We start from the raw sequence: 19,530 nt of genomic DNA on the forward strand, positions 1-19,530 counted from the left end.
GCTCCGCGCAAAGACGGCCTACTCCTTGATGCCGACGTCGAAGAAGCAGCTCTTGCGCGCGGCCGCCTGCAGTTCACGGAAGCGCTTGATCTCGACCTGCATCGCCTCGACGTCCCGGATGCTGTTGCCACGCTCGCCGCCCATGCTGTTGGCATTGGTGGCGGTGCTCATGGTCGTGAAGTCGTCGAAGGAGATCTGGCTCGCCAGCTTGTCCAGCACGCAGGAGCACTTGTTGAGCATCTCGTAGTGGTGCCCGGGGTTCTGCTTCATGCATTCCTGGACGTACACCACGCGATCGGCGGTCGGGTAGTCGTGCGCAGCGGCGGGCGTCGCGGCGACGGACAGCAGAGCGCAGGCCGCAGCGGCCGACCGCAGCGAGGCCGGGCGACGCAGGGAGGAGAGGAGTTTCATGGGCATCACTTCTTGCTGGGTTGCTTGTCGACGGCCACCGGGCCGGCGAGGGTCATGACTTCCTCGAGCACCGGCGCGTCGCTCGGCAGCGCGCCGGGGAGTGCGGTCCGCACCTGGTACACGCCGCCGGGCACACCGCTGGCCAGCACGAAGGTATAGCGCTTCTGCGCATACTTCTCGAAGCGGGCGCGCAGCGGATCGCTTTCGTATGGGTTGAGACTCACCTCCTGCGCATCGACCTCCCGGCCGTCGTAGCTGACCTTGGTGTCGCGCACCTTCGCCTCGTCGACCATCGTCATGCGGATGCGCTTGCGGAAGTAGCCCGACTTGCCCTTGGTCAGGCGCTCCATCTCGCGGATGTCGCGCTCGAGGAAGTACAGGATCACCGGGTTGGCCTGGGCCTCCTCGATCTCCGGCAACTTCATCTTGCGTTCGCCGCTGAGGAAACTGCCCTGCACCGTGCAGCACACCTTGCCCTTGCGTTTCACGTCGATGCGCACCTCGTCCTCGAAGCCCGGCTCGAGCGAGCCCGATTTCACGAAGGTGTAGCGTATCGAGGCGGGGGCCTTGACGTTGGCCAGTTGGTGCTCGACGAACACCAGTTTCTCCGCGCGCGAGAACTCGCTCGGATCGGCGGCGAGGGTGGGAAGCGTCGTCGTGCAGACGATCGCCGACAGCAGCAGCGTGGCGAGAGCGCTGCGCTGGAAGGGGGCTTGCGCCGGAATCATGGTTTCTCCAGTTCGGCCGCGAGTTCGCGGGCCTGTTTCGGGTCGAGCGTGGCGAGGCGCGCCACGGCATGTCGTGATTCGCGCAACTGGCCCTGCCGCTTGTAGGCCTGGGCGAGCCGAGCCCAGCTGCGGTCGTAGTTCGGATCGATCTCCACGCTGCGCCGGAAGGCGCGGATGGAGGGCTCGGGTTGGTGCAGGGCCTCGAACGCGACGCCGAGCACGTAGGGCGCCTCCGGATCGTCGCCGATCTCCTGCTGCCAGCGTTCGGCGAGCTCGGCGAGGGCGGTCCACCGCTGGCTTTGCTCGAGCGCGGCCGCCTGCAGGAAGTAGGGCTGCTCGGCGTCCGGCTGTTCCCAGAAGCTCTTGCCGGGCAGTGGGGCCACGGCGTTGTAGGGCAGCTCGTCGTTCAACTGCGCGAGCAGCCAGTCGGCCGGCGCGGCGAAGTAGTGCTTGGCGCCGCCGCGCAGCCGGAAGGTCAGAATGCCCACCAGCGCGCCGTCCGCATTGAACAGGCCGCCGCCGCTCGCGCCGGAGCTGAACCAGTTGCTGCTCTGCACGATCTGGCTGCCGGACCAGCGGTGCAACGCCACCACGTCACCCTCGCTGAGCTGGATGCCCACGCCGCCGGTGTAGCCCATGGCCAGCACCTGCTGACCGGGCTGCAGCGTCGCCGCGCGTGCGATCGTGACGGCATCGCCCTCCAGTCGCGGCACTCGCAGCAGGCACAGGTCGCGCAGCATGTCGGCGGCCTGCAGGTTGGCCCTCCAGCGCACGCCACCCTTGACCACCTGTACGCGTTCGGCATGGCGCGTCACATGGCAATTGGTCACCACCTTGCCGGGGCCGACGATCACGCCGGAACCCAGCTGGAAGCCCCCCGACGGGCTGACGGCCTCGATCTTCACCACGCTCGGCGCGAGCCGGATCAGGGCGGCCCGGTCGATGTCGGCCCGCACGTCGAGCGGCAGGCCGAGGCCCAGCAGCAAACCCGCTGCGAGGAGGTGGGGAATCCGACGCATGGAGCCTGCGACTGCACTCGGCGGCGGGATGGACGGCTCACTGCCGCGCGGTCGCGGCCGGGTCGTTGTCGAGCAACGGCACGTTGAAGTCGCGCAGGATAGCCGTGATCTCGGGTCGCAGCTTCTCGATCAGCGTCTCGATCTGCTGCTTCCACTCGCGTTCGCCATAGCGCACGCCCATCGCCATCGGGAAATCGAACTTGACGCCCGGCTCCGAGCGCATCGGCACGACCACCAGCTGCGGCTGCTGCACCTTCTTCGCGAAGTAGCCGCCGATCGGCCCCCACACGATGGCGGCATCGATCTTGCCGCTCGCGAGGTCCTTCTCGATGATCTCCCCCGGATACTGCTTCGGGTCCGCGTTCATGATCTGGTAGGGCACGCCCTGCTCGACCAACTGGTGCTTGTTCAGCCACTCCGATGCCGGCGAGCGGTCGTAGAGGCCGATGCGCAGCTTCTGGAGTTGCGCGCGATCGAGTGCGAGAAAGTCGTCGATCGACTTCACACCATCGAGACCCTTGCCCGGCGCGTAGACCAGCGCATAGGTCGATCGGTAGTACGGCTTGGTGGCCGATACCTGGTCATAGCCGGCCGGCACGCCCATGATGATGTCGCAGCGGAAATCCTCGCCCGGCAGCTTGTAGCGCAGCGTGTTGCGCACGAAGGCCAGCCGCTGCGGGAACGAGTAGTACTCGACCGGCAGGCCGAGTTCCTTGGCGAACAGTTCGGCGATCTTGTTCTCGTAGCCCTGCCCGTCGAGGCTGGAAAACGGCAGGTTGTTCGGGTCCTGGCAGACGCGGAAGGCCTTGCGCGGCGGCGGCGCCTCCTGCGCGACGGCCGGCAAGGCCGCGCCGGTCAGCGCGGCCAGGGCCAGCACGCCGGCGGCGACGGCTTCGCGTCGTGCGGTGCGCGTCATTGGATCTCTTCGACCTTGGAACGGGTGATGGCACCGTCCGAACGGCCCTTGAGGTACGCGTAGAGGTGATCGATGTTGTCCATCACCTGCGGGCTGCTGCCGAAGCTCTGCATGCCCTTGTCGAGACGGCCGTCACGGACCGTCTTGACGAAATCTTCCTTGCTCAAGGTCTTGAGGCTGGCAATAAGCGACGGGCCGACCATGCCTTCCTGGTTCGCGCCGTGGCAACGGTCGCAGGCGGCGGCACGCCAGGTGCGGAAACCCTTCATCGTGTTGGCATCGACCTTGTAGCCATCGACGACCTTGTAGAGCGGCTTGTCCTGCGCGGACGCCAACGGGGCCACGCTGCCCAGGGCAACGGCAGCAAAAGAGACAAGCAGGCTATTCAGTCGGAACATCATGATCAACTCAGGGAAGTAAAAGACTCTCATTGAACGACAAGGGGATGGCGAGCGTTGACCGTTCACCATCCCCGCAACACACCTTTCGTGAGGGGCTCATGCCCCATCACGAAGCTAACGCTTGCAGATCAGTTCGGCAGTGCAAAGACCGTCAGCGAGCCGCCGAGTTCCGTGTACTGGTTCAGCTCCTTGTAGCCGCCCACAGCACCCAGGCCGTCCTGGTCCTTCTCGAGACCCGCTGCCATGCCGATGCCGGCCCAGCCGCCGATGCCCGAGAACACGCCCAGGTACTGCTTGCCCTTGTGCTCGTAGGTGAACACGTTGCCGATGATGCCGGACGGGGTCTTGAACTTGAACAGTTCCTTGCTGATGTCCTTGGCATCGACGCACTTCAGGTAGCCCTCGAGCGTGCCGTAGCAGCTCAGGCCGCCCGCGGTGTTGAGCGAACCGCTCCACACCGAGAACTTCTCGGCCTTGCTCTGCACGATCTTGCCGGTGCCCGCATCCCAGGTGATGTAGTTACCCATGCCACCATGGCTGCCCGGAGCCGGGAACATCGACAGCGTCGCGCCGACGTACGGCTGGCCCGCGGTGTACTCGACCTTGAACGGCTCGTAGTCCATGCAGACGTGGTTCGTCGGCACGTAGAACAGCTTGGTGTTCGGGTCGAACGAGGCCGGCTGCTGGTCCTTCGAGCCCAACGCCGCCGGGCAGACGCCCTTGGTGTTGACGTCGGGGCCGTTCTGGGCCGTCGAGTACTGCTTCACGACCTGGGGACGGCCGGTCTTCATGTCGACGTGGGTCGCCCAGTTCACCTTCGGGTCGTACTTCTCGGCCACGAGCAGCGCACCATTGGTGCGATCCAGCGTGTACGCGAAGCCGTTGCGGTCGAAGTGCACCAGCGCCTTGGTCGGCTTGCCCTTCACATTGATGTCCGCGAGGATCATCTCGTTGATGCCGTCGAAGTCCCACTCGTCGAACGGCGTCATCTGGTAGACCCAGTTGACCTTGCCGGAATCGACATCACGCGACCAGATCGACATCGACCACTTGTTGTCACCCGGGCGTTGGCTCGGGTTCCAGGTCGACGGGTTGCCGGTGCCGTAGTACATGGCGTTCAGCGCCTTGTCGTAGCTGTACCAGCCCCAGGTGGTGCCGCCACCGATCTTCCACTGATCGCCCTTCCAGGTCTTCAGCGACGAGTCGGCGCCCACCGGAGCGACCTTGCCGTCGGTCCAGGTGGTGGTCTTGGCCGGGTCGATCAGCATCTCGGCGTCGGGGCCCACGCTGTAGCCCTTCCACGCCGGCTTGCCGTCCTTCAGGTTGTAGGCGGCGATGAAGCCGCGCACACCCCACTCACCGCCGGAGATGCCGGTGATGACCTTGTCCTTGAAGACGTGCGGGGCGTTGGTGTTCACGGCGCCGAGCTTCGGATCACCGTTCTTCACGCTCCACACCACCTTGCCCGACTTGGCGTCCAGGGCCACGAGGTTGGAGTCGGCCTGCTGCAGGATGACCTTGCCTTCGGCATAGGCCAGACCGCGGTTCACGGTGTCGCAGCACATCTGCGGGATGACCGCCGGATCCTGCTTCGGCTCGTACTTCCAGAGAATCTTCTGGGTGTTCAGGTCGATCGCGAACACCTTGTTCGGGAACGGCGAGTGCAGGTACATCGTGCCGTCGATGACCAGCGGCGAGCCTTCGTGGCCGCGCAGCACGCCGGTGGAGAAGGTCCACGCGACCTGCATCTTGCCGACGTTGCCCTTGTTGATCTGGTCGAGCTTGCTGTAGCGCTGGTTGAACATGTCACCAGCCTGCATTGCCCAGTTCTTGGAATTGGCAATGTTCTTCTCGACGTCCGCATTCGCTTGCACGACTGCAGGTACCGCGAGCAGCGCCAATCCGAGGGGGCGCATCAGGCGCCAACCCGAATGCTTAGAAACTTTCATCGTCGTCTCCGTAGTTGGAATGAGTGGGTACAGCTTTGGGTTTGCTCCGTAGCGCTCCCCGACTCTTTTGTAGTCCCGACGTGAGGTACCGAGTACCTAGGACAGACCCTGACCGATCTCGTTCGGGTGGACCCGCCTGACTCAGAATGGCGCAGACACTAGGGGTTGCCCGAGGCTGAACGCAAATAAATCGGCCGGGAACCAGCATCGTGCACCTGCTGTGCGGCACTGCTGCGCTGCACAGCGCCGTCGACGACGGCATAGAAGGCGATCAGGAACACCGCTGCGAGGCTCAAGCCCAGCACGATCAGCGCGCGGTGTGCACGCAGCGCCGGCGGCAACGCGCACCAGCGACGTTTCGCTGCGTCGCGCAGCGCGGTCCACTGGGCGCTGCGCTGCGCAGGGGCCACGCTCTGCATCAAGCCGAGCCCTCGCCCTTCTTGCTGAACGCAGCGTCGGGCCAATGTCGGGCCTGCAGCGGAGGCAGCGCGGCCTCGTAGCCGAGCATCGCATGGTCGCTGTCGTCGCCACGCGGCGACGTGCCGCTGGCCGAGCCGTCGATTCCGCCACGCTGGCACCAACGCCGTACGTCCGCCACCCACTCGTCATCGCTCGCCATCACGCAGCTCCGGCATCGCCCGGGACGCCGGGCCGTTGGAAAGATCGTCGGTCAGCATGGCCCGAGCGGCAATCGGCCGACAGAGCGGGCCGCTGTAGGACGAGGCCTACAGCCCGGTGGACAGGGCCGCCGGGGCATTTGCCGTCCATCGCGCCAGACACCAATGCCGCTCCGCCTTGTCGGAGTGCTCGCCGCAACGCGCAAGTTCGCCGCTCGGCGTCGGTGTTCCTTCCTTCATCCCGGGGGACGCCTCGGTGGGGCGCGAGCCACCGACGGCGATCACGAACGCCGACAACAGACCGATGGAGAGCGCGCCGATGGCGGCGGTGACACGGTGCAGCCATGCCGGCATGCCGCCGCGACGGTCGGGCGCGGGGCGGCTGCCGCGAGAGACGCCGGATGTACGGGTGGTCATGTCGATCTCCTTGCTGGTCGCGGCGGCTGCCAGCTCCCTCCAGCGCCAGCATGGTGGCGGCGCGCCGGGGCGGTCGCCATCGGCCGCCGTAGCGACGCACTGTCGGACGGCGCCTACAAACCACGCTCCGTCGGACCTTCGCGCCTCGGCAGGCAGCGAACCGCCGAAGAACCGAGCCACAATTCGCGACCAACCTGGTCCTCGATGAGTTCGACGCCACCGCCCCCCGTCAAGACCGCTCTGGGTCACGAAGAACTGCGCCAGCGCACGCGCACGTTCAGCCAGCGCCACCGCACAGTGCTGCTGCTCGTCGACGGCAAGCGCCAGCGGGACGAGGTGCTCGCGCTGGCGCTGAAGGCCGGGGCGGCGCCGAATTGCTTCGACGAGCTGGTGGCTGCCGGATTGGTCGACCTCCAGGCGCCGCCGGAGCCCTTCGCGGCCGAGCCCGAGGCCATCTCCGAGGATGCGCCCGAGTCTGCGCCAGCGGACGCGACGGTCGCCGATCCGCCACCGACGGATCGCGCCGATCTGGACCTGGCCGTGTTCCACGACGTGGTGCTGGGGGTCGAGGTGCCGGAGACGCCGGAGGTGGCCAAGGTTGCGGACGCCGCGGTCGGCGGCGGCGCGATACGGACCGAGCCGAGTTTCGAGGACAGCGTGCCGGTGCCGCTCGTGCTGCCGGCCGCCAGCGCCGAAGCGCTGCCCGTGCGGCCCGCCCGAGTAAAGTTCGCCGCGCCGCTGTACCAGCCGCCGCCACGCACGGCCGCATCGCATCGGACCACCACGCCCCGGCTGACGCCGGGGCCGTCGCAGCTTGCCCAGCGCGCCGCGGACGGCGGCGTGCTGCGCGACGAACCGAAGCCGGCGCCCATCGACGAGGAGCCATTGCTCGCCGAGGTGCGCAGCCTGCTGATCGGCACCTTGCTGATGGACGGCCCGGTCAGCAGCTCGCTCACGGTGCTGCGCGTCGGCCGTGCGCGCGATCGCTACGAACTGATCGGCCTGGTCTGGCAGATCGAGCGCGCCCTGGTCGAGGCGCGCCGGCCCCTCGAGGCGCTGAGCCGATTGCGGCGTGCCCGCGAACTGCTGGGCCTGGGCAATACCATCGTCGAAGAAGACACCAAGCCCGGTTCCAGCACCCACTGACGACGAAGCCCGCCTCGGCCATGACCCTGCTCGCGATCGACATCGGCAACACGCGTCTGAAGTGGGCGTTGTATCCCTCGCCCGTGCCCGGCAGCGAGCCCGTGGCCCACGGTGCGCGTTTCCTCGAGACCATCGACCAGCTCGGCGAGACCGAATGGGCCGGCCTGGCGCCGCCACCGCGCCATGTGCTCGGCTGCTGCGTCGCCAGCGACTCGGTGCGCCACCGCGTCGAGGAGCAACTGGAGCTGTGGGACGTGGCGCCGCGCTGGGTGGTGCCGGGCGCGGCCGAGGCCGGCGTGACCAACGGCTACGACCACCCGATGCGCCTGGGCAGCGACCGCTGGGTGGCGCTGATCGGTGCCCGCGCGCGCGTGCTCGCCGCCGGCGCGCGCCGGCCGGTGCTGGTGGTGATGGCCGGCACGGCGGTCACGGTCGACGCGCTCGATGCCGACGGCCGTTTCCTCGGCGGGCTCATCCTGCCCGGCCACGGCATCATGCTGCGCGCGCTGGAAGCCGGCACGGCCGGCCTGCGGGTGCCTACCGGGGAGGTGCGCGAGTTCCCGACCAACACCAGCGACGCGCTGACCAGTGGCGGCAACTTCGCCATCGCCGGCGCGATCGAGCGCATGCACCGCCATCTGCAGCAGCGCTGCGGCGAGCCACCGCTGTGCATCGTCACCGGCGGCGCGGGCTGGAAGGTGGTGCCCGCGCTGACGATCGATCACGAACTGATCGACACCCTGATCTTCGACGGCCTGCTGACCATCGCCGCGCAGCGCGGCTGAGCCGTCCGGGTCTCAAGGAAACGCCGGGCCGCCCCAGGTTTCCTTGAGACCCGCGGGGGGGCGGGCTGGGCGCAGGCCGGCCCTGGGGGTGCTCAGAGGATGAAGCGGGACAGGTCCTCGTCGATCGCCAGCGCCCCGAGCTTGCGGTCCACGTAGGCCGCGTCGATCGCGATCGTCTGGCCGCCCAGGTTCGGCGCGTCGAAGCTCACCTCGTCGAGCAGGCGCTCCATCACCGTCGACAGACGGCGCGCGCCGATGTTCTCGGTGCGCTCGTTGACGTCGAAGGCGATCTGCGCCAGCCGGCGCACGCCCTCGGGCCGGAAGTCGAGCGTGACACCCTCGGTACCCAGCAGCGCCTGGTACTGGCGCACCAGGCTGGCGTGGGTCTGCGTCAGGATCGCCTCGAAGTCCTCGACCCGCAGCGAACCCAGCTCCACACGGATCGGAAAGCGGCCCTGCAACTCCGGGATCAGGTCGCTCGGGCGCGCCAGGTGGAAGGCGCCCGACGCGATGAACAGGATGTGATCGGTCTTGACCGTGCCGTGCTTGGTGCTGACCGTCGTGCCTTCGACCAGCGGCAGCAGGTCGCGCTGCACGCCCTGGCGCGAGACCTCGGCGCCGCTGGCGCCGTCGCCGCGCGACGTGACCTTGTCGATCTCGTCGATGAAGACGATGCCGTTCTGCTCGGCGCTGGCCAGCGCCTGCGTCTTGATCTCGTCCTCGTTGACCAGCTTGGCCGCCTCCTCGTCGACCAGCAGCTTCAGCGCCTCGGCGATCTTGAGCTTGCGTGTCTTGCGCCGCGTCTGGCCCAGGCTGGCGAACATGCCCTTGAGCTGCTCGGCCATGTCTTCCATGCCGGGCGGGCCCAGCAGTTCGACGGCGGGGCGCGGTTCGGCGAGTTCGAGTTCGATCTCCTTGTCGTCGAGCGTGCCCTCGCGCAGGCGCTTGCGGAAGGTCTGGCGCGCCGTGCTGTCGGCCGGGGCGGGGGCCGGCGAGGCGGTGCTCAGCCCGAAGCCGGCGCTGGCGTGGGCGGGCGGCGGCAGCAGCACGTCGAGGATGCGTTCCTCGGCGGCGTCCTCGGCGCGGGCGCGGTGGGCCCGGATCGCGGCCTCGCGCGTCTGCTTGACGGCCAGGTCGACCAGATCGCGGATGATCGAGTCGACATCCTTGCCGACGTAGCCGACCTCGGTGAACTTGGTCGCTTCCACCTTGATGAAGGGCGCGTCGGCCAGTTTCGCGAGCCGGCGGGCGATCTCGGTCTTGCCGACGCCGGTCGGGCCGATCATCAGGATGTTCTTCGGCGTGATCTCCGGGCGCAGCTTGTCGTCCACCTGCTGGCGGCGCCAGCGGTTGCGCAGCGCGATCGCGACGGCGCGCTTGGCGTCCTGCTGGCCGACGATGTGGCGGTCCAGCTCGGACACGATCTCCTGCGGGGTCATCGCGCTCACTTGCTGACAGGCTCCGCGTCGGTCAGCACCTCGATCGTGTGGTGCTGGTTGGTGTAGATGCACAGGTCGCCGGCGATCTCGAGCGACTTCTTGACCATCTCCGCCGGGCCGAGCGTGGTGTGCTCCAGCAGCGCACGCGCCGCGGCCTGGGCGTATGCGCCGCCCGAGCCGATCGCGACGATGCCGTGTTCCGGCTCCAGGACGTCGCCGTTGCCGGTGATGATCAGCGAGGTGTCGCGGTCGGCCACCGCCAGCATGGCCTCGAGCCGGCGCAGCACGCGGTCGGTGCGCCAGTCGCGGGTCAGGTCGATCGCGGCGCGCACGAGGTTGCCCTGGTGCTTCTCGAGCTTGCCCTCGAAGCGCTCGAACAGCGTGAAGGCGTCGGCCGTCGCGCCGGCAAATCCCGCCAGCACCTGCTCCTTGTAGAGCCGGCGTACCTTGCGCGCCGAGGCCTTGACGACGATGCTGCCGAGCGTCACCTGGCCGTCGCCGCCGAGGGCGACCTCGCGGCCGCGGCGCACGCTGAGGATGGTGGTGCCGTGGTAGGAATCCATGGGGAAGCAGTTGAAGGCAGGAGCGGGGGCTTCAAGCCCGGGAGCCGGCGCGCATCGATCCGTGGCGCCGGACTGCGTTCGAGCCGCCCGACGGGCGTGACGCTCAGATGTTGCGCACCTTCACGCGCGCATGCTCGTTGATGCCCATCGCGTTGAAGAACAGGCCGAGCAGGCGGTGGGCGTCTTCGAAATGGACGAGGCGGTTCTCGTTGCGGCGGTGCAGCACCCAGTTGAGCAGGTCGCCGGCCGCCACAAAATCCATGCGGATCAGTCGCGCGCAGTTGACGCTGACGACCGTGGAGTTGCCGAGCTGGGATTCGAGCCGCTGCAGCACGCTGCCAATGTCGCCGACCAGCTGGCCCGACAGGTCGACCGCTGCGGTGCGCACGCCGCCGGCCTCCTCGAGCACCTGAGACTCCGCGAAGCCGCTCGTCGCGTCGCTGGTCACCATCGAGCGCGACGCGAGGGTCATGCCGCCGGCATCGGCCATCTTGACGACGCACAACGACGACTCCCACGACGGCGGCGACACCTCGTAGGTCACGCAGTAGTCGATCGCGATCTCGTCGAACTGGTCGGGCCGGTTGCACAGCCTCAGCGTCGCCAGGCGCAGCAGCCAGTAGGCCGGGTCGGCATCGCGCACGCCGGTGGGCGCGGCCTCGGCCAGCACCGAGAGCAGCTGCTCGGCGCCGATCCAGCGCATCTGCAGCTTCTGCGTGCCCCAGTGGTGCATCAGCTGGCTCAACTCGCCGCACGCCTGGGCGTCGATCGCGCGCAGCGGGCTCCAGTCGATCACCCACGGCATGGGCAGCTGCAGCGTCCTGGCGCGCAGCTGCGCGACGCCTTCGCCATCGAGCCGTGCCGGTGCCGCCCAGCCGATGTGGCCCTCGCTGCGAGCTGCCGGCCCGCTGCTGGCGGCTGCCGCGTTCTCGGCGGCCACCAGTTGGGGGATCGAGAACCACTGCGGCGCCGACCAGCCGAAGCGTTGCACGTAGTCGAGCGCCAGGCTCTCGAACGGCGGCTGCTGCCCGGTGGCGCGGTACAGGTCGAACAGCACGAGCCAGGTCTCCGCGTGGTTCGAGCGTTCGCCGTCATCCGAGATGAGACCGCGGATCGAGCGCTCGCAGCCCTCGAACTCGGCATTGGCGAAGGAAATCACCGCCTCGTCGAGCTCGGGATCGTGGGCGATCTCGTTGACCTCGACGGCGAACGGGTTGCCGAAATCGGACATGCCCGGCCGCCCCAGGTGTACCGCGGGAGGTGCCGCGGGCGCAGCAGTGGGTGCGCCGGAGGCCGTCGGCGCCATGGCCGGCGCCGGCGGTGAGGCCGGGGCGGCGGCGGGGGCCGCGTCCCAGGCAATGTGGCCGTCTTGCGGCGGTGTCGTGACGGCGGCGTCGAGCACCGGGATCGACGGCACGCTGACGGGGTCCGCATCGGGCGGGGGCGCCGCTGCCGCGCCGTCGACGTTGAACGGCTCGTTCATCGGTGCGGCCTGCTCGTCGAGCGTGCCCTGCACGGTCGAGGCGGTGTAGAACCCCGGGGGCTTGGTCGGGTTGGCGCGGCGGGCGATCACCTCGCCTTCCATCTGCTGCTCGATCTCGTCGATCTTGGCCTTGACCGCCGCGTCGTCCGGGCGCGCCACGCTGTTGGAGCGCGACTGGTCGGAGTCGTCCAGGTCGGAGATCTGCAGGCCGGCCAGGCCATCGGCCGGCAGGCCTTCGCGGCGGATCTTGCGCAGCATGTCGAACTCGCGCTTGCGCACAAAATCATTGCGCCGCTTGCGCTCGATCATCGCCTTGAGCTCGCTCTTGGCGTAGCCGCTCTGCAGAGGCTCCTCGGTCCCGCCGGGCGTGTTGAGCTCGGTCCAGTCCGTCGCCGGGTTGGCGACGAACTTCACCACCTTGCGGAAGAAGCTGGTGCCTCCGGCCTTGGGATCGGGTTCGATGTCGGCCATTGCGGCAGCGAGCTCGGGTTCGGGAAGGAAGAACGAGGGGAGGGTTCGCTCAGTCGCCGAACATCTTCTGCTTCATCTCGCGACGCTGTTGCGCCTCGAGCGAGAGCGTCGCAGTCGGCCGGGCGAGCAGGCGGCCCAGTCCGATGGGCTCGCCGGTCTCGTCGCAGAAGCCGTAGTCGCCGGCCTCGATGCGGGCGATCGACTGCGAGATCTTCTTCAGCAACTTGCGTTCGCGGTCGCGGGTGCGCAGCTCCAGCGCGTGCTCTTCCTCGATCGTCGCCCGGTCGGCCGGATCGGGCACGATCGACGTGTCCTCGCGGAGGTGCTCCGTGGTCTCGCCGGCGTTGTCGAGCAGGTCGTTGCGCTGCTGCATCAGCCGGGTCCGGAAGAACTCCAGCTGCTTGTCGTTCATGTACTCGCTGTCGGGCATCGACAGCAGTTCATCCTCGGTCAGGTCACGTCCGGCCTTGGTTTTCCAGACATTGGCGAGCTTCGGGTCGATCTTGCGCGGCGGGCGCGGCAGGTCGATGACATTGCTGGGCGGCGGCCGGTTCGGGGGGGGCAGAGGGATCGACGGCGGATGGATGTCGGCCGGGGCGGCCACGGACTTGGAAGCGCGCAGCCGGGTGACCGGCTTCGCCGGTGCCTGTGGAGGGGGCGCTTTGGGAGGGATCGGCTGGCTCACGGACGGGGGCGTCGCTTTCTTATCAAGGAGGGGCGCTGCCGGCTTGGCAGCTGCCTTCACGGCAGGAGGGGGCGGGGCGGGAGCCCGCTTCGGAGTCTTGGCGGCGGCAGCCGGAGCGGCGGTCTTCTTCGGAGCTTGCTTGACGGCGGACTTGGCCGGCGGCGGGCGCTTCACCGCCGCCTTCGTGGGCGTTTTCGCCGCAACGCCCTTCTTGGCGGGGGGCGACGCTGCCGCTTTCTTGGCGGGCGGCGATGCTGCCGCCTTCTTGGCGGTGGGGCGGGGGGCGGCCTTGGCCGGGGTCTTGCTCACAGCGGGGATCTCCTCACGGCGGCTTCACGTCTTCCTCACCCGGGCATGCTCTGTGGATGCCGTGCCCGGGTCAAGCGCCGCGCATTGTAGCGACGTGGTGTCGATGCCACGTGCCGCGCCGGGCACCAGGGGCCGCTTCAGGCCAGACATTGCTCCAGCCCCTGGAGGAAGACGTCCTTCGGCAGGTCGATGCCGATGAACACCATCTTGCTGCCCCGGGTCTCCCCGGCGGCCCATAGCGGGCCCACGTCGCTGCCCATCAGCTGGTGGACACCCTGGAAGATGACCTTCTTGTCGAAGCCCTGCACCCGCAGCACGCCCTTGTAGCGCAGCATCCGCGGGCCGTAGACGTTGACCATGGTGCCCAGGAAGTCCTCCAGCTTGGCCGGATTGAACGGGCGGTTCGAGCGGAACACGAAGCTCTTCACGTCGTCGTCATGCGCGTGGTGATGGCCGTGCGCGTGCGACGGGTGGTCGCAGTGTTCGCCGTGATCATGGTCGTGGTGCTCGTGGTCGTCGGCCTTCAGGAAGTCGGGGTCGATGTCGAGCTTGGCGTTCAGGTTGAAGCCGCGCAGGTCGAACACGTCCTTCAGCGGGACCTCGCCGAAGTGCACCGCCTGCAGCGGCGCGCGCGGGTTCATGTGCTTGAGGCGGTGGATCAGCGCGTCGGTCTCGTCCTTGGCGACCAGGTCGGTCTTGGACAGGAAGATCTGGTCGGCAAAGCCCACCTGGCGGCGCGCTTCCTGCCGGTCATCGAGCTGCTGGCCGGCGTGCTTGGCATCGACCAGCGTCAGGATCGAGTCGAGCAGGTAGCTCTCGGCAATCTCGTCGTCCATGAAGAAGGTCTGCGCGACCGGGCCGGGGTCGGCCAGGCCGGTGGTCTCGATCACGATGCGGTCGAAGTCGAGCTCGCCCTTGCGCTTCTTCGCGGCCAGGTCGGTCAGCGTGGCGCGCAGGTCCTCGCGGATCGTGCAGCAGATGCAGCCGTTGCTCATCTGGACGATCTGCTCCTTGCTGTCGGTCACGAGGATGTCGTTGTCGATGTTCTCCTCGCCGAACTCGTTCTCGATCACGGCGATCTTCTGGCCGTGGGCCTCGGAGAGCACGCGCTTGAGCAGGGTGGTCTTGCCGGAGCCGAGAAAGCCCGTGAGGATCGTGGCGGGTATCAGTGACATGGTGGACGCTCGGCCGTGTGAGGAGACTCACACACATGAGGGTGGGCGACTGTCGATCAAGGACCCGGGGCTGTCAAGCAAGCCGCAGGCCCGACCGGGGGCGAGATGGTAGCTGCAGCGCGAGCCCGTCATGGCGCTGGGGTATTCTTGAAGGACCTCCACTCTTGGCACCGCCCGTGTCCGAGCCTCAACCAGGTCGACCTGCCCGTGCAGGCGACAAGGCCGCGCCCCACGCCGTCAAGGCGGGCGACAAACGCAGCCTGTTCGAACGCGTCGTCGAGTTCCTTTCGCCCGGCCCGGATTCCAAGGACGAACTGATCGAGACGCTGGCCGACGCCGAGTTGCGCGAGCTGATCGAACCTGAGTCGCGCATCATGCTCGAGGGCGTGCTGCGCATGGCCGACATGACCGCCGGCGACGTGATGGTGGCGGCGCCGCGGATGGACCTTCTGGACATCGACGCGCCCTACGACGAGTTGCTGGAGGTGGTGATCGACACCGGCCACTCGCGCTTCCCGGTGTACGACGGCGAGCGCGACAACGTCATCGGCATCCTGATGGCCAAGGACCTGCTCAAGCTGCACCGGGCGCCCGAGCTGAACCTGCGCGCGCTGCTGCGCCCGGCGGTGTTCGTGCCCGAGACCAAGGGCCTGAACGAGCTGCTGCGCGACTTCCGCTCCAACCGCAACCACCTGGCGATCGTGATCGACGAGTTCGGCAAGACCGCCGGCCTGATCACCATCGAGGACGTGCTCGAGGAGATCGTCGGCGAGATCGAGGACGAGTTCGACGAGAAGGACCACGACTCCGGCGTGTTCACGCTGGCCGACGGCAGCCAGCGCGTCGCCGGCGACGCCGGCATCGCCGAGGTCAACGCCGTGTTCGACACGGCGCTGCCGGAGGACGACTTCGACACCATCGGCGGCCTGGTGGCGCACGAACTCGGCCGCGTGATGCGCCGCGGCGAGACGGTCGATGTCGGCGGGCTGCGCTTCGCCGTGATGCTGGCGCGCGGCGGCGCGGTGCGCTGGTTCAAGGTCACCCGCGCGGACGGCCCGCCGCCGGCGTCGCCGCCCGAGGCTTGAACCCGCTGTCCGCCCCGTCCGCCGCAGGCGCGCGCGGGGCGCCGTGGCCCCTGTGGGCCGACCTGCTGCTGATGGCGGCGGCCGGCGGCCTGCACGCCTTCGCGTTCGCGCCGCACGAGGCCGGCTGGCTGCAGCTGGCGGCCGTGGCCTGGCTGGCGTGGCGGGTCGGCGCGGCGCGGACGCCGGCGCGCGCGGCCTGGCTGGGCGGCAGCTTCTCGATCGCCTGGCTGGTCGGCGGCACCTGGTGGCTGTTCATCAGCCTGCACCGCTACGGCGGTCTGCCGGCCTGGCTGGCGGTGGCGGCGATCGGGCTGCTGTGCGCCTTCCTGTCGCTCTACGTCGCCGCGGCGATGGCCACGTGGCAGCGCTGGCGGCCCGGCAACCCCTGGGGCGGCGCGGTGCTGTTCGCCGTGCTGTGGCTGCTGGCCGAACTGGCGCGCGGCGTGATCTTCACCGGCTTCCCCTGGGTCGCGGCCGGCTATGCGCACAGCGACAGCGCGCTCGCCGGGCTGGCGCCCTGGCTCGGCGTCTACGGCATCGGCGCGGTGTCGGCGGGCCTCGCTGCGCTGGCCGCGGCCGCGCTCGCCGCGCCAGGGCGGACGCGCTGGGTGCTGGCGGGCGTCGCGCTGGCGCTGTGGTGGCTGCCGACGGCGCTGCCGCGGCACTTCACTGAACCTACCGGCACGCTGTCGGTCGCGCTGCTGCAGGGCAACGTGGCGCAGGACGAGAAGTTCGCGCCCGAGCGCCAACCCGAAGACCTGGTGTGGACGCTGCGGGCGATGGTCGAAGCGCGTGCCGACCTCGTTATCGCGCCGGAAACCGCCATCCCGCTGCTGCCCTCGCAGCTGCCCGAGGGCTTGTGGGACGGGCTGCGCGCGGCTTTCGCCGATGGTGAGCGGGCGGCCCTGGTCGGCCTGCCACTGGGCGACCCGCAGGCCGGCTACACCAACTCGGTCGCCGGCCTGTCGCGCGAGGCGGCCGCTGCGCCCGGCGGGGTCTACCGCTACGACAAGCACCACCTCGTGCCGTTCGGCGAGTTCATCCCGCTCGGCTTCCGCTGGTTCGTCGACCTGATGAACATGCCGCTCGGCGACTTCAACCGCGGGCCGCTGGTGGCCCCGTCGTTCGCCGTGAAGGGCGAGCGGGTGGCGCCTAACATCTGCTACGAAGACCTGTTCGGCGAGGAGCTCGCGGCGCGTTACGGCGCGGGGGGCGACGCACCGACCGTGCTGGCCAACGTCAGCAACATCGCCTGGTTCGGCGAATCGGTCGCGATCGACCAGCATCTGCAGATCTCGCGGATGCGCTCGCTCGAGCTGCAGCGGCCGATGATCCGCGCCACCAACACCGGCGCCACGGTGATCATCGATCATCGCGGCAAGGTCACCCACTGGCTGGCGCCGCACACACGCGGCGTGCTCGAGGGCACGGTGCAGGGCCGCAGCGGGCTCACGCCCTTCGCGTGGTGGGCCGGGCGCTTCGGGCTGTGGCCGCCGCTGGGTCTGGCTTTGGCGATCGTGGCCCTTGCGGTGTGGCGTGGGCGCCGCAGTTGCGAGGGTGATCCGGCCTGAATCTGAATCGGGTCTGAACCGCGGCTGAACGGCGCACTGCTGCGGTGCGCGGCGCCCCGGGGCGCGACTACAGTGCAAAGTCAGGAGAAATTCCCATGACCTTGCGCTTGAAGTTTTCTGCGGTACTGATCTCTGCGTTCGTGGGCTCGGCGGCCCATGCCGACCCGGCCGACTACATCTTCAGCCCGGTCGTCGAGCACGGCGAGCGCGAGATCGACAGCAAGGCCGGCATCGCCCAGGACCGCCACGGACGCAGCTTCTGGGGTGGCAAGCTCGGCGTCGAGTACGGCTTCACGCCGTGGTGGTCGAGCGAGGCCACGGTCAACTTCGGGCGAGAACTCGGCGAGTCGACCCGCGTGCATTCGCTCGAATGGGAGAACCGCTTCCAGTTCACCGACACCGGCGAGCAGCCCTACGAGATCGGCCTGCTGATCGAGGTCGAACGCGAGCGCGAGTCCTCCGAAGGCTACGAACTGCGCTACGGGCCGCTGCTGCAGGCGAGCTGGGGCGCGGTGCAGGGCAACCTGAACCTGCTGTTCGAGCGCCGCCTGCATGCCGACGAAGGGGGCACGCCCACCGAGTTCGGCTACCAATGGCAGGTGCGCGTGCATGGCGATTCGGCCGTGGACTGGGGCGCCCAGGGCTTCGGGCACCTGGGGCGCTGGGACCACTGGGCGCCGCGATCGCAGCAATCGCACATCCTCGGCCCGGCGGTGTTCGCCCGGCTTGGCGACGACGACGAGGACCCGGAAGTGGAGGCCGGCCTGCTGTTCGGCACCGGTGGAGCGGCTCCCCGCGCCACGCTGCGGCTGCAGGCGATGGTTCCGTTCTGAGGCGAGGCTCTCCGGTCGGCTTCGCGCACACTCTGGCGGTCCGCTGACCGTGGAGAGACGATGCGCATGCCGACCGAAACCGATGCCGATGTCCGTGCCGGCCCTGCGGCCGCAGCGCCGCTGCGGTCGGTGGCCGAGTTGCCGGGGCCGCGTGGCTGGCCGCTGATCGGCAACCTGCTGCAGTTCGACCTGCCGCGCCTGCACCAGCAGTTCGAGGCCTGGGCCGAACACCATGGCCCGACCTACCGGCTGCGCCTCGGCCGGCGCGAGGTCCTGGTGATCTCCGACGCGCAGACGATCGCCGGCGCGCTGCGCGACCGACCCGACACCTGGCGGCGCATGCGCCCGATCGAGGCGGTGATCCGCGAGACCGGCGGTCACGGCGTGTTCTCCGCCGAGGGCGACGACTGGCGGCGCCAGCGCCGGCTGGTGATGGGCGCCTTCGACCCCGGCCACCTGAAGCGCTTCTATCCCTCGCTGCTGCGGGTGACCGAGCGCCTGATGGCGTCGTGGCGCCAGGCGGCGCGGCGTGGCGAGCCCATCGACCTGCAGGCTTCGCTGATGCGCTACACGGTCGACGTGACCGCCGGCCTGGCCTTCGGCGCCGACGTCAACACCCTCGAGGCGCCGCATCCGCTGCAGCAGCATCTGGACAAGCTGTTCCCGATGCTGTTCCGTCGCATCAACCTGCCCTTTGCGTACTGGCGCTACCTGAGGCTGCCGATCGACCGCGAGCACGACCGCCATCTGGCCCACGTGCACGAGGCGGTGCGCGGCTTCATCCGCGCGGCGCGGCAGCGCCTGCAGGACGACCCGTCGCGCCGCGAGCGCCCGTCCGACTTGCTGGAGGCGATGCTGGCCGCCCAGGATGTCGACGGCAGCGCGCTGACCGAGGAAGAACTGGCCGGCAACGTGCTGACCGTGTTGCTGGCCGGCGAGGACACCACCGCCAACACGCTGAGCTGGGCGATCTGGTTGCTGCACGAGCACCCCGACGACTGGCAGGCCCTCGTCGCCGAGGTGGATGCCGCGCTCGGCGACGCGCTGCTGCCGCCGAGCTTCGACGCCGCGCGCGGCCTGGCCTCGATCGAGGCCAGTGTCAGCGAGGCGATGCGCCTCAAGCCGGTGGCCCCGCTGCTGTTCATGGAGGCCAACCGCGAGACCGCGCTGGCCGGCTTTCGCCTGCCGCCCGGCGCGGTGGTGTTCTGCCTGATGCGGCGCGCGGCGCTCGATGCCCGGCTGGCCGAGGACGTGGCCGACTTCCGGCCGGGCCGCTGGCACGACGGCGCTCAACGGGCCACGCAGAAGGCGTCGATGCCGTTCGGCGCCGGTCCGCGCCTGTGCCCCGGCCGCTACCTTGCGCTGCTGGAGATGAAGATGGTGCTGGCGATGCTGGCGCGCAACTTCGAGCTGCAGTACGTCGGCACCGCGAGCGGCGCACCACCGCAGGAGCGCATGGCCTTCACGATGTTCCCGGTCGGCCTGCAAATGCGGCTGACCGAGCGCCGCATGCACTGAGCCGCCGGG

The 19,530-nt window shown here is 69.0% G+C and carries 20 protein-coding genes; 6 read left to right on the forward strand and 14 right to left on the reverse strand.

Features of this window, described 5'->3' with window-relative positions; translation table 11 throughout:
* Window positions 1-18 precede the first annotated feature (18 nt).
* The 9 genes from ASC67_RS03595 to ASC67_RS03635 form a co-directional block, all read right to left on the reverse strand.
* The gene (locus ASC67_RS03595) at window positions 19-411 is read right to left on the reverse strand and encodes a hypothetical protein (protein ID WP_082535803.1); all 393 of its coding nucleotides are present in this window, start codon (window positions 409-411) and stop codon (window positions 19-21) included.
* Window positions 412-416: 5 nt separating this feature from the next.
* On the reverse strand, window positions 417-1,139 hold the full coding sequence (locus tag ASC67_RS03600) for a hypothetical protein (protein WP_056315225.1): 723 nt from the start codon (window positions 1,137-1,139) through the stop codon (window positions 417-419).
* Window positions 1,136-2,158 (reverse strand): tetratricopeptide repeat-containing serine protease family protein, encoded by a 1,023-nt coding sequence (locus ASC67_RS03605; protein ID WP_082535804.1) that lies wholly within the window; start codon window positions 2,156-2,158, stop codon window positions 1,136-1,138. The genes ASC67_RS03600 and ASC67_RS03605 overlap by 4 nt, the downstream gene beginning before the upstream one ends.
* Before the next feature lie 37 nt (window positions 2,159-2,195).
* Window positions 2,196-3,074, reverse strand: a complete 879-nt coding sequence (locus ASC67_RS03610) for a substrate-binding domain-containing protein (RefSeq protein ID WP_056315229.1) — start codon at window positions 3,072-3,074, stop codon at window positions 2,196-2,198.
* Window positions 3,071-3,475 carry a cytochrome c gene (locus ASC67_RS03615; protein ID WP_056315231.1) on the reverse strand — a complete coding sequence of 135 codons (405 nt, stop codon included), beginning with the start codon at window positions 3,473-3,475 and terminating at the stop codon, window positions 3,071-3,073. Before ASC67_RS03615 ends, ASC67_RS03610 begins: the two co-directional genes overlap by 4 nt.
* A 128-nt stretch (window positions 3,476-3,603) precedes the next feature.
* Window positions 3,604-5,424 (reverse strand): methanol/ethanol family PQQ-dependent dehydrogenase, encoded by a 1,821-nt coding sequence (locus ASC67_RS03620; RefSeq protein ID WP_056315232.1) that lies wholly within the window; start codon window positions 5,422-5,424, stop codon window positions 3,604-3,606.
* Between the two features lie 158 nt (window positions 5,425-5,582).
* Complete coding sequence (locus ASC67_RS03625) at window positions 5,583-5,843, reverse strand: hypothetical protein (protein WP_056315234.1); 261 nt, start codon at window positions 5,841-5,843, stop codon at window positions 5,583-5,585.
* Window positions 5,843-6,043 carry a hypothetical protein gene (locus ASC67_RS03630; RefSeq protein ID WP_056315235.1) on the reverse strand — a complete coding sequence of 67 codons (201 nt, stop codon included), beginning with the start codon at window positions 6,041-6,043 and terminating at the stop codon, window positions 5,843-5,845. Before ASC67_RS03630 ends, ASC67_RS03625 begins: the two co-directional genes overlap by 1 nt.
* Window positions 6,044-6,149: 106 nt before the next feature.
* Window positions 6,150-6,458, reverse strand: coding sequence for a hypothetical protein (locus tag ASC67_RS03635; protein ID WP_056315237.1), 309 nt, complete (start codon window positions 6,456-6,458; stop codon window positions 6,150-6,152).
* 204 nt (window positions 6,459-6,662) lie between these two features.
* Here ASC67_RS03635 and ASC67_RS03640 point away from each other — a divergent pair, with 204 nt between their 5' ends.
* The gene (locus tag ASC67_RS03640; RefSeq protein WP_056315239.1) at window positions 6,663-7,604 is read left to right on the forward strand and encodes a hypothetical protein; all 942 of its coding nucleotides are present in this window, start codon (window positions 6,663-6,665) and stop codon (window positions 7,602-7,604) included.
* A gap of 20 nt (window positions 7,605-7,624) precedes the next feature.
* Window positions 7,625-8,389 (forward strand): type III pantothenate kinase, encoded by a 765-nt coding sequence (locus ASC67_RS03645; RefSeq protein WP_056315241.1) that lies wholly within the window; start codon window positions 7,625-7,627, stop codon window positions 8,387-8,389.
* 92 nt (window positions 8,390-8,481) lie between these two features.
* Here ASC67_RS03645 and hslU read toward each other — a convergent pair whose 3' ends face one another.
* The 5 genes from hslU to ASC67_RS03670 all read right to left on the reverse strand — a co-directional run bounded on the left by hslU (window position 8,482) and on the right by ASC67_RS03670 (window position 14,514).
* A complete protein-coding gene (gene hslU / locus ASC67_RS03650) occupies window positions 8,482-9,837 on the reverse strand; it encodes an ATP-dependent protease ATPase subunit HslU (protein WP_056315244.1) in 1,356 nt (451 codons plus the stop codon).
* On the reverse strand, window positions 9,834-10,391 hold the full coding sequence (gene hslV, locus ASC67_RS03655; RefSeq protein WP_056315246.1) for an ATP-dependent protease subunit HslV: 558 nt from the start codon (window positions 10,389-10,391) through the stop codon (window positions 9,834-9,836). The genes hslU and hslV overlap by 4 nt, the downstream gene beginning before the upstream one ends.
* 103 nt (window positions 10,392-10,494) lie before the next feature.
* A complete protein-coding gene (locus ASC67_RS03660; protein ID WP_056315248.1) occupies window positions 10,495-12,345 on the reverse strand; it encodes an STAS domain-containing protein in 1,851 nt (616 codons plus the stop codon).
* A gap of 49 nt (window positions 12,346-12,394) precedes the next feature.
* Entirely contained in the window at window positions 12,395-13,339 is a 945-nt protein-coding gene (gene dksA, locus ASC67_RS21230) for an RNA polymerase-binding protein DksA (RefSeq protein WP_235566212.1), read from the reverse strand.
* Window positions 13,340-13,476: 137 nt separating this feature from the next.
* Window positions 13,477-14,514, reverse strand: coding sequence for a GTP-binding protein (locus ASC67_RS03670; RefSeq protein ID WP_056315250.1), 1,038 nt, complete (start codon window positions 14,512-14,514; stop codon window positions 13,477-13,479).
* A gap of 176 nt (window positions 14,515-14,690) precedes the next feature.
* Here ASC67_RS03670 and ASC67_RS03675 point away from each other — a divergent pair, with 176 nt between their 5' ends.
* From ASC67_RS03675 to ASC67_RS03690, 4 genes are all read left to right on the forward strand, one after another.
* Window positions 14,691-15,599 (forward strand): HlyC/CorC family transporter, encoded by a 909-nt coding sequence (locus ASC67_RS03675; protein ID WP_056315408.1) that lies wholly within the window; start codon window positions 14,691-14,693, stop codon window positions 15,597-15,599.
* Complete coding sequence (gene lnt, locus ASC67_RS03680; protein ID WP_082535805.1) at window positions 15,596-17,170, forward strand: apolipoprotein N-acyltransferase; 1,575 nt, start codon at window positions 15,596-15,598, stop codon at window positions 17,168-17,170. Before ASC67_RS03675 ends, lnt begins: the two co-directional genes overlap by 4 nt.
* A gap of 95 nt (window positions 17,171-17,265) precedes the next feature.
* Window positions 17,266-18,003 carry a hypothetical protein gene (locus ASC67_RS03685; protein ID WP_056315252.1) on the forward strand — a complete coding sequence of 246 codons (738 nt, stop codon included), beginning with the start codon at window positions 17,266-17,268 and terminating at the stop codon, window positions 18,001-18,003.
* Between the two features lie 66 nt (window positions 18,004-18,069).
* A complete protein-coding gene (locus ASC67_RS03690) occupies window positions 18,070-19,521 on the forward strand; it encodes a cytochrome P450 (RefSeq protein WP_056315412.1) in 1,452 nt (483 codons plus the stop codon).
* The last annotated feature ends 9 nt before the right edge of the window (window positions 19,522-19,530 follow it).

The sequence above is a fragment of the Methylibium sp. Root1272 genome (genome assembly GCF_001425905.1).
Classification (GTDB): Bacteria; Pseudomonadota; Gammaproteobacteria; order Burkholderiales; family Burkholderiaceae_C; genus Methylibium.

Excerpts from the sequence above, each read along its gene's own strand:
- ASC67_RS03640 (WP_056315239.1), top strand. The coding sequence starts at position 6,663 with ATGAGTTCGACGCCACCGCCCCCCGTCAAGACCGCTCTGGGTCACGAA.
- ASC67_RS03615 (WP_056315231.1), bottom strand. The coding sequence starts at position 3,475 with ATGATGTTCCGACTGAATAGCCTGCTTGTCTCTTTTGCTGCCGTTGCC.
- ASC67_RS03625 (WP_056315234.1), bottom strand. The coding sequence starts at position 5,843 with ATGCAGAGCGTGGCCCCTGCGCAGCGCAGCGCCCAGTGGACCGCGCTG.
- ASC67_RS03630 (WP_056315235.1), bottom strand. The coding sequence starts at position 6,043 with ATGGCGAGCGATGACGAGTGGGTGGCGGACGTACGGCGTTGGTGCCAG.
- ASC67_RS03690 (WP_056315412.1), top strand. The coding sequence starts at position 18,070 with ATGCCGACCGAAACCGATGCCGATGTCCGTGCCGGCCCTGCGGCCGCA.
- ASC67_RS03685 (WP_056315252.1), top strand. The coding sequence starts at position 17,266 with ATGACCTTGCGCTTGAAGTTTTCTGCGGTACTGATCTCTGCGTTCGTG.
- ASC67_RS03670 (WP_056315250.1), bottom strand. The coding sequence starts at position 14,514 with ATGTCACTGATACCCGCCACGATCCTCACGGGCTTTCTCGGCTCCGGC.
- ASC67_RS03595 (WP_082535803.1), bottom strand. The coding sequence starts at position 411 with ATGAAACTCCTCTCCTCCCTGCGTCGCCCGGCCTCGCTGCGGTCGGCC.
- ASC67_RS03610 (WP_056315229.1), bottom strand. The coding sequence starts at position 3,074 with ATGACGCGCACCGCACGACGCGAAGCCGTCGCCGCCGGCGTGCTGGCC.
- ASC67_RS03620 (WP_056315232.1), bottom strand. The coding sequence starts at position 5,424 with ATGAAAGTTTCTAAGCATTCGGGTTGGCGCCTGATGCGCCCCCTCGGA.
- ASC67_RS03635 (WP_056315237.1), bottom strand. The coding sequence starts at position 6,458 with ATGACCACCCGTACATCCGGCGTCTCTCGCGGCAGCCGCCCCGCGCCC.
- ASC67_RS03605 (WP_082535804.1), bottom strand. The coding sequence starts at position 2,158 with ATGCGTCGGATTCCCCACCTCCTCGCAGCGGGTTTGCTGCTGGGCCTC.
- ASC67_RS03645 (WP_056315241.1), top strand. The coding sequence starts at position 7,625 with ATGACCCTGCTCGCGATCGACATCGGCAACACGCGTCTGAAGTGGGCG.
- hslV (WP_056315246.1), bottom strand. The coding sequence starts at position 10,391 with ATGGATTCCTACCACGGCACCACCATCCTCAGCGTGCGCCGCGGCCGC.
- ASC67_RS03660 (WP_056315248.1), bottom strand. The coding sequence starts at position 12,345 with ATGGCCGACATCGAACCCGATCCCAAGGCCGGAGGCACCAGCTTCTTC.
- ASC67_RS03600 (WP_056315225.1), bottom strand. The coding sequence starts at position 1,139 with ATGATTCCGGCGCAAGCCCCCTTCCAGCGCAGCGCTCTCGCCACGCTG.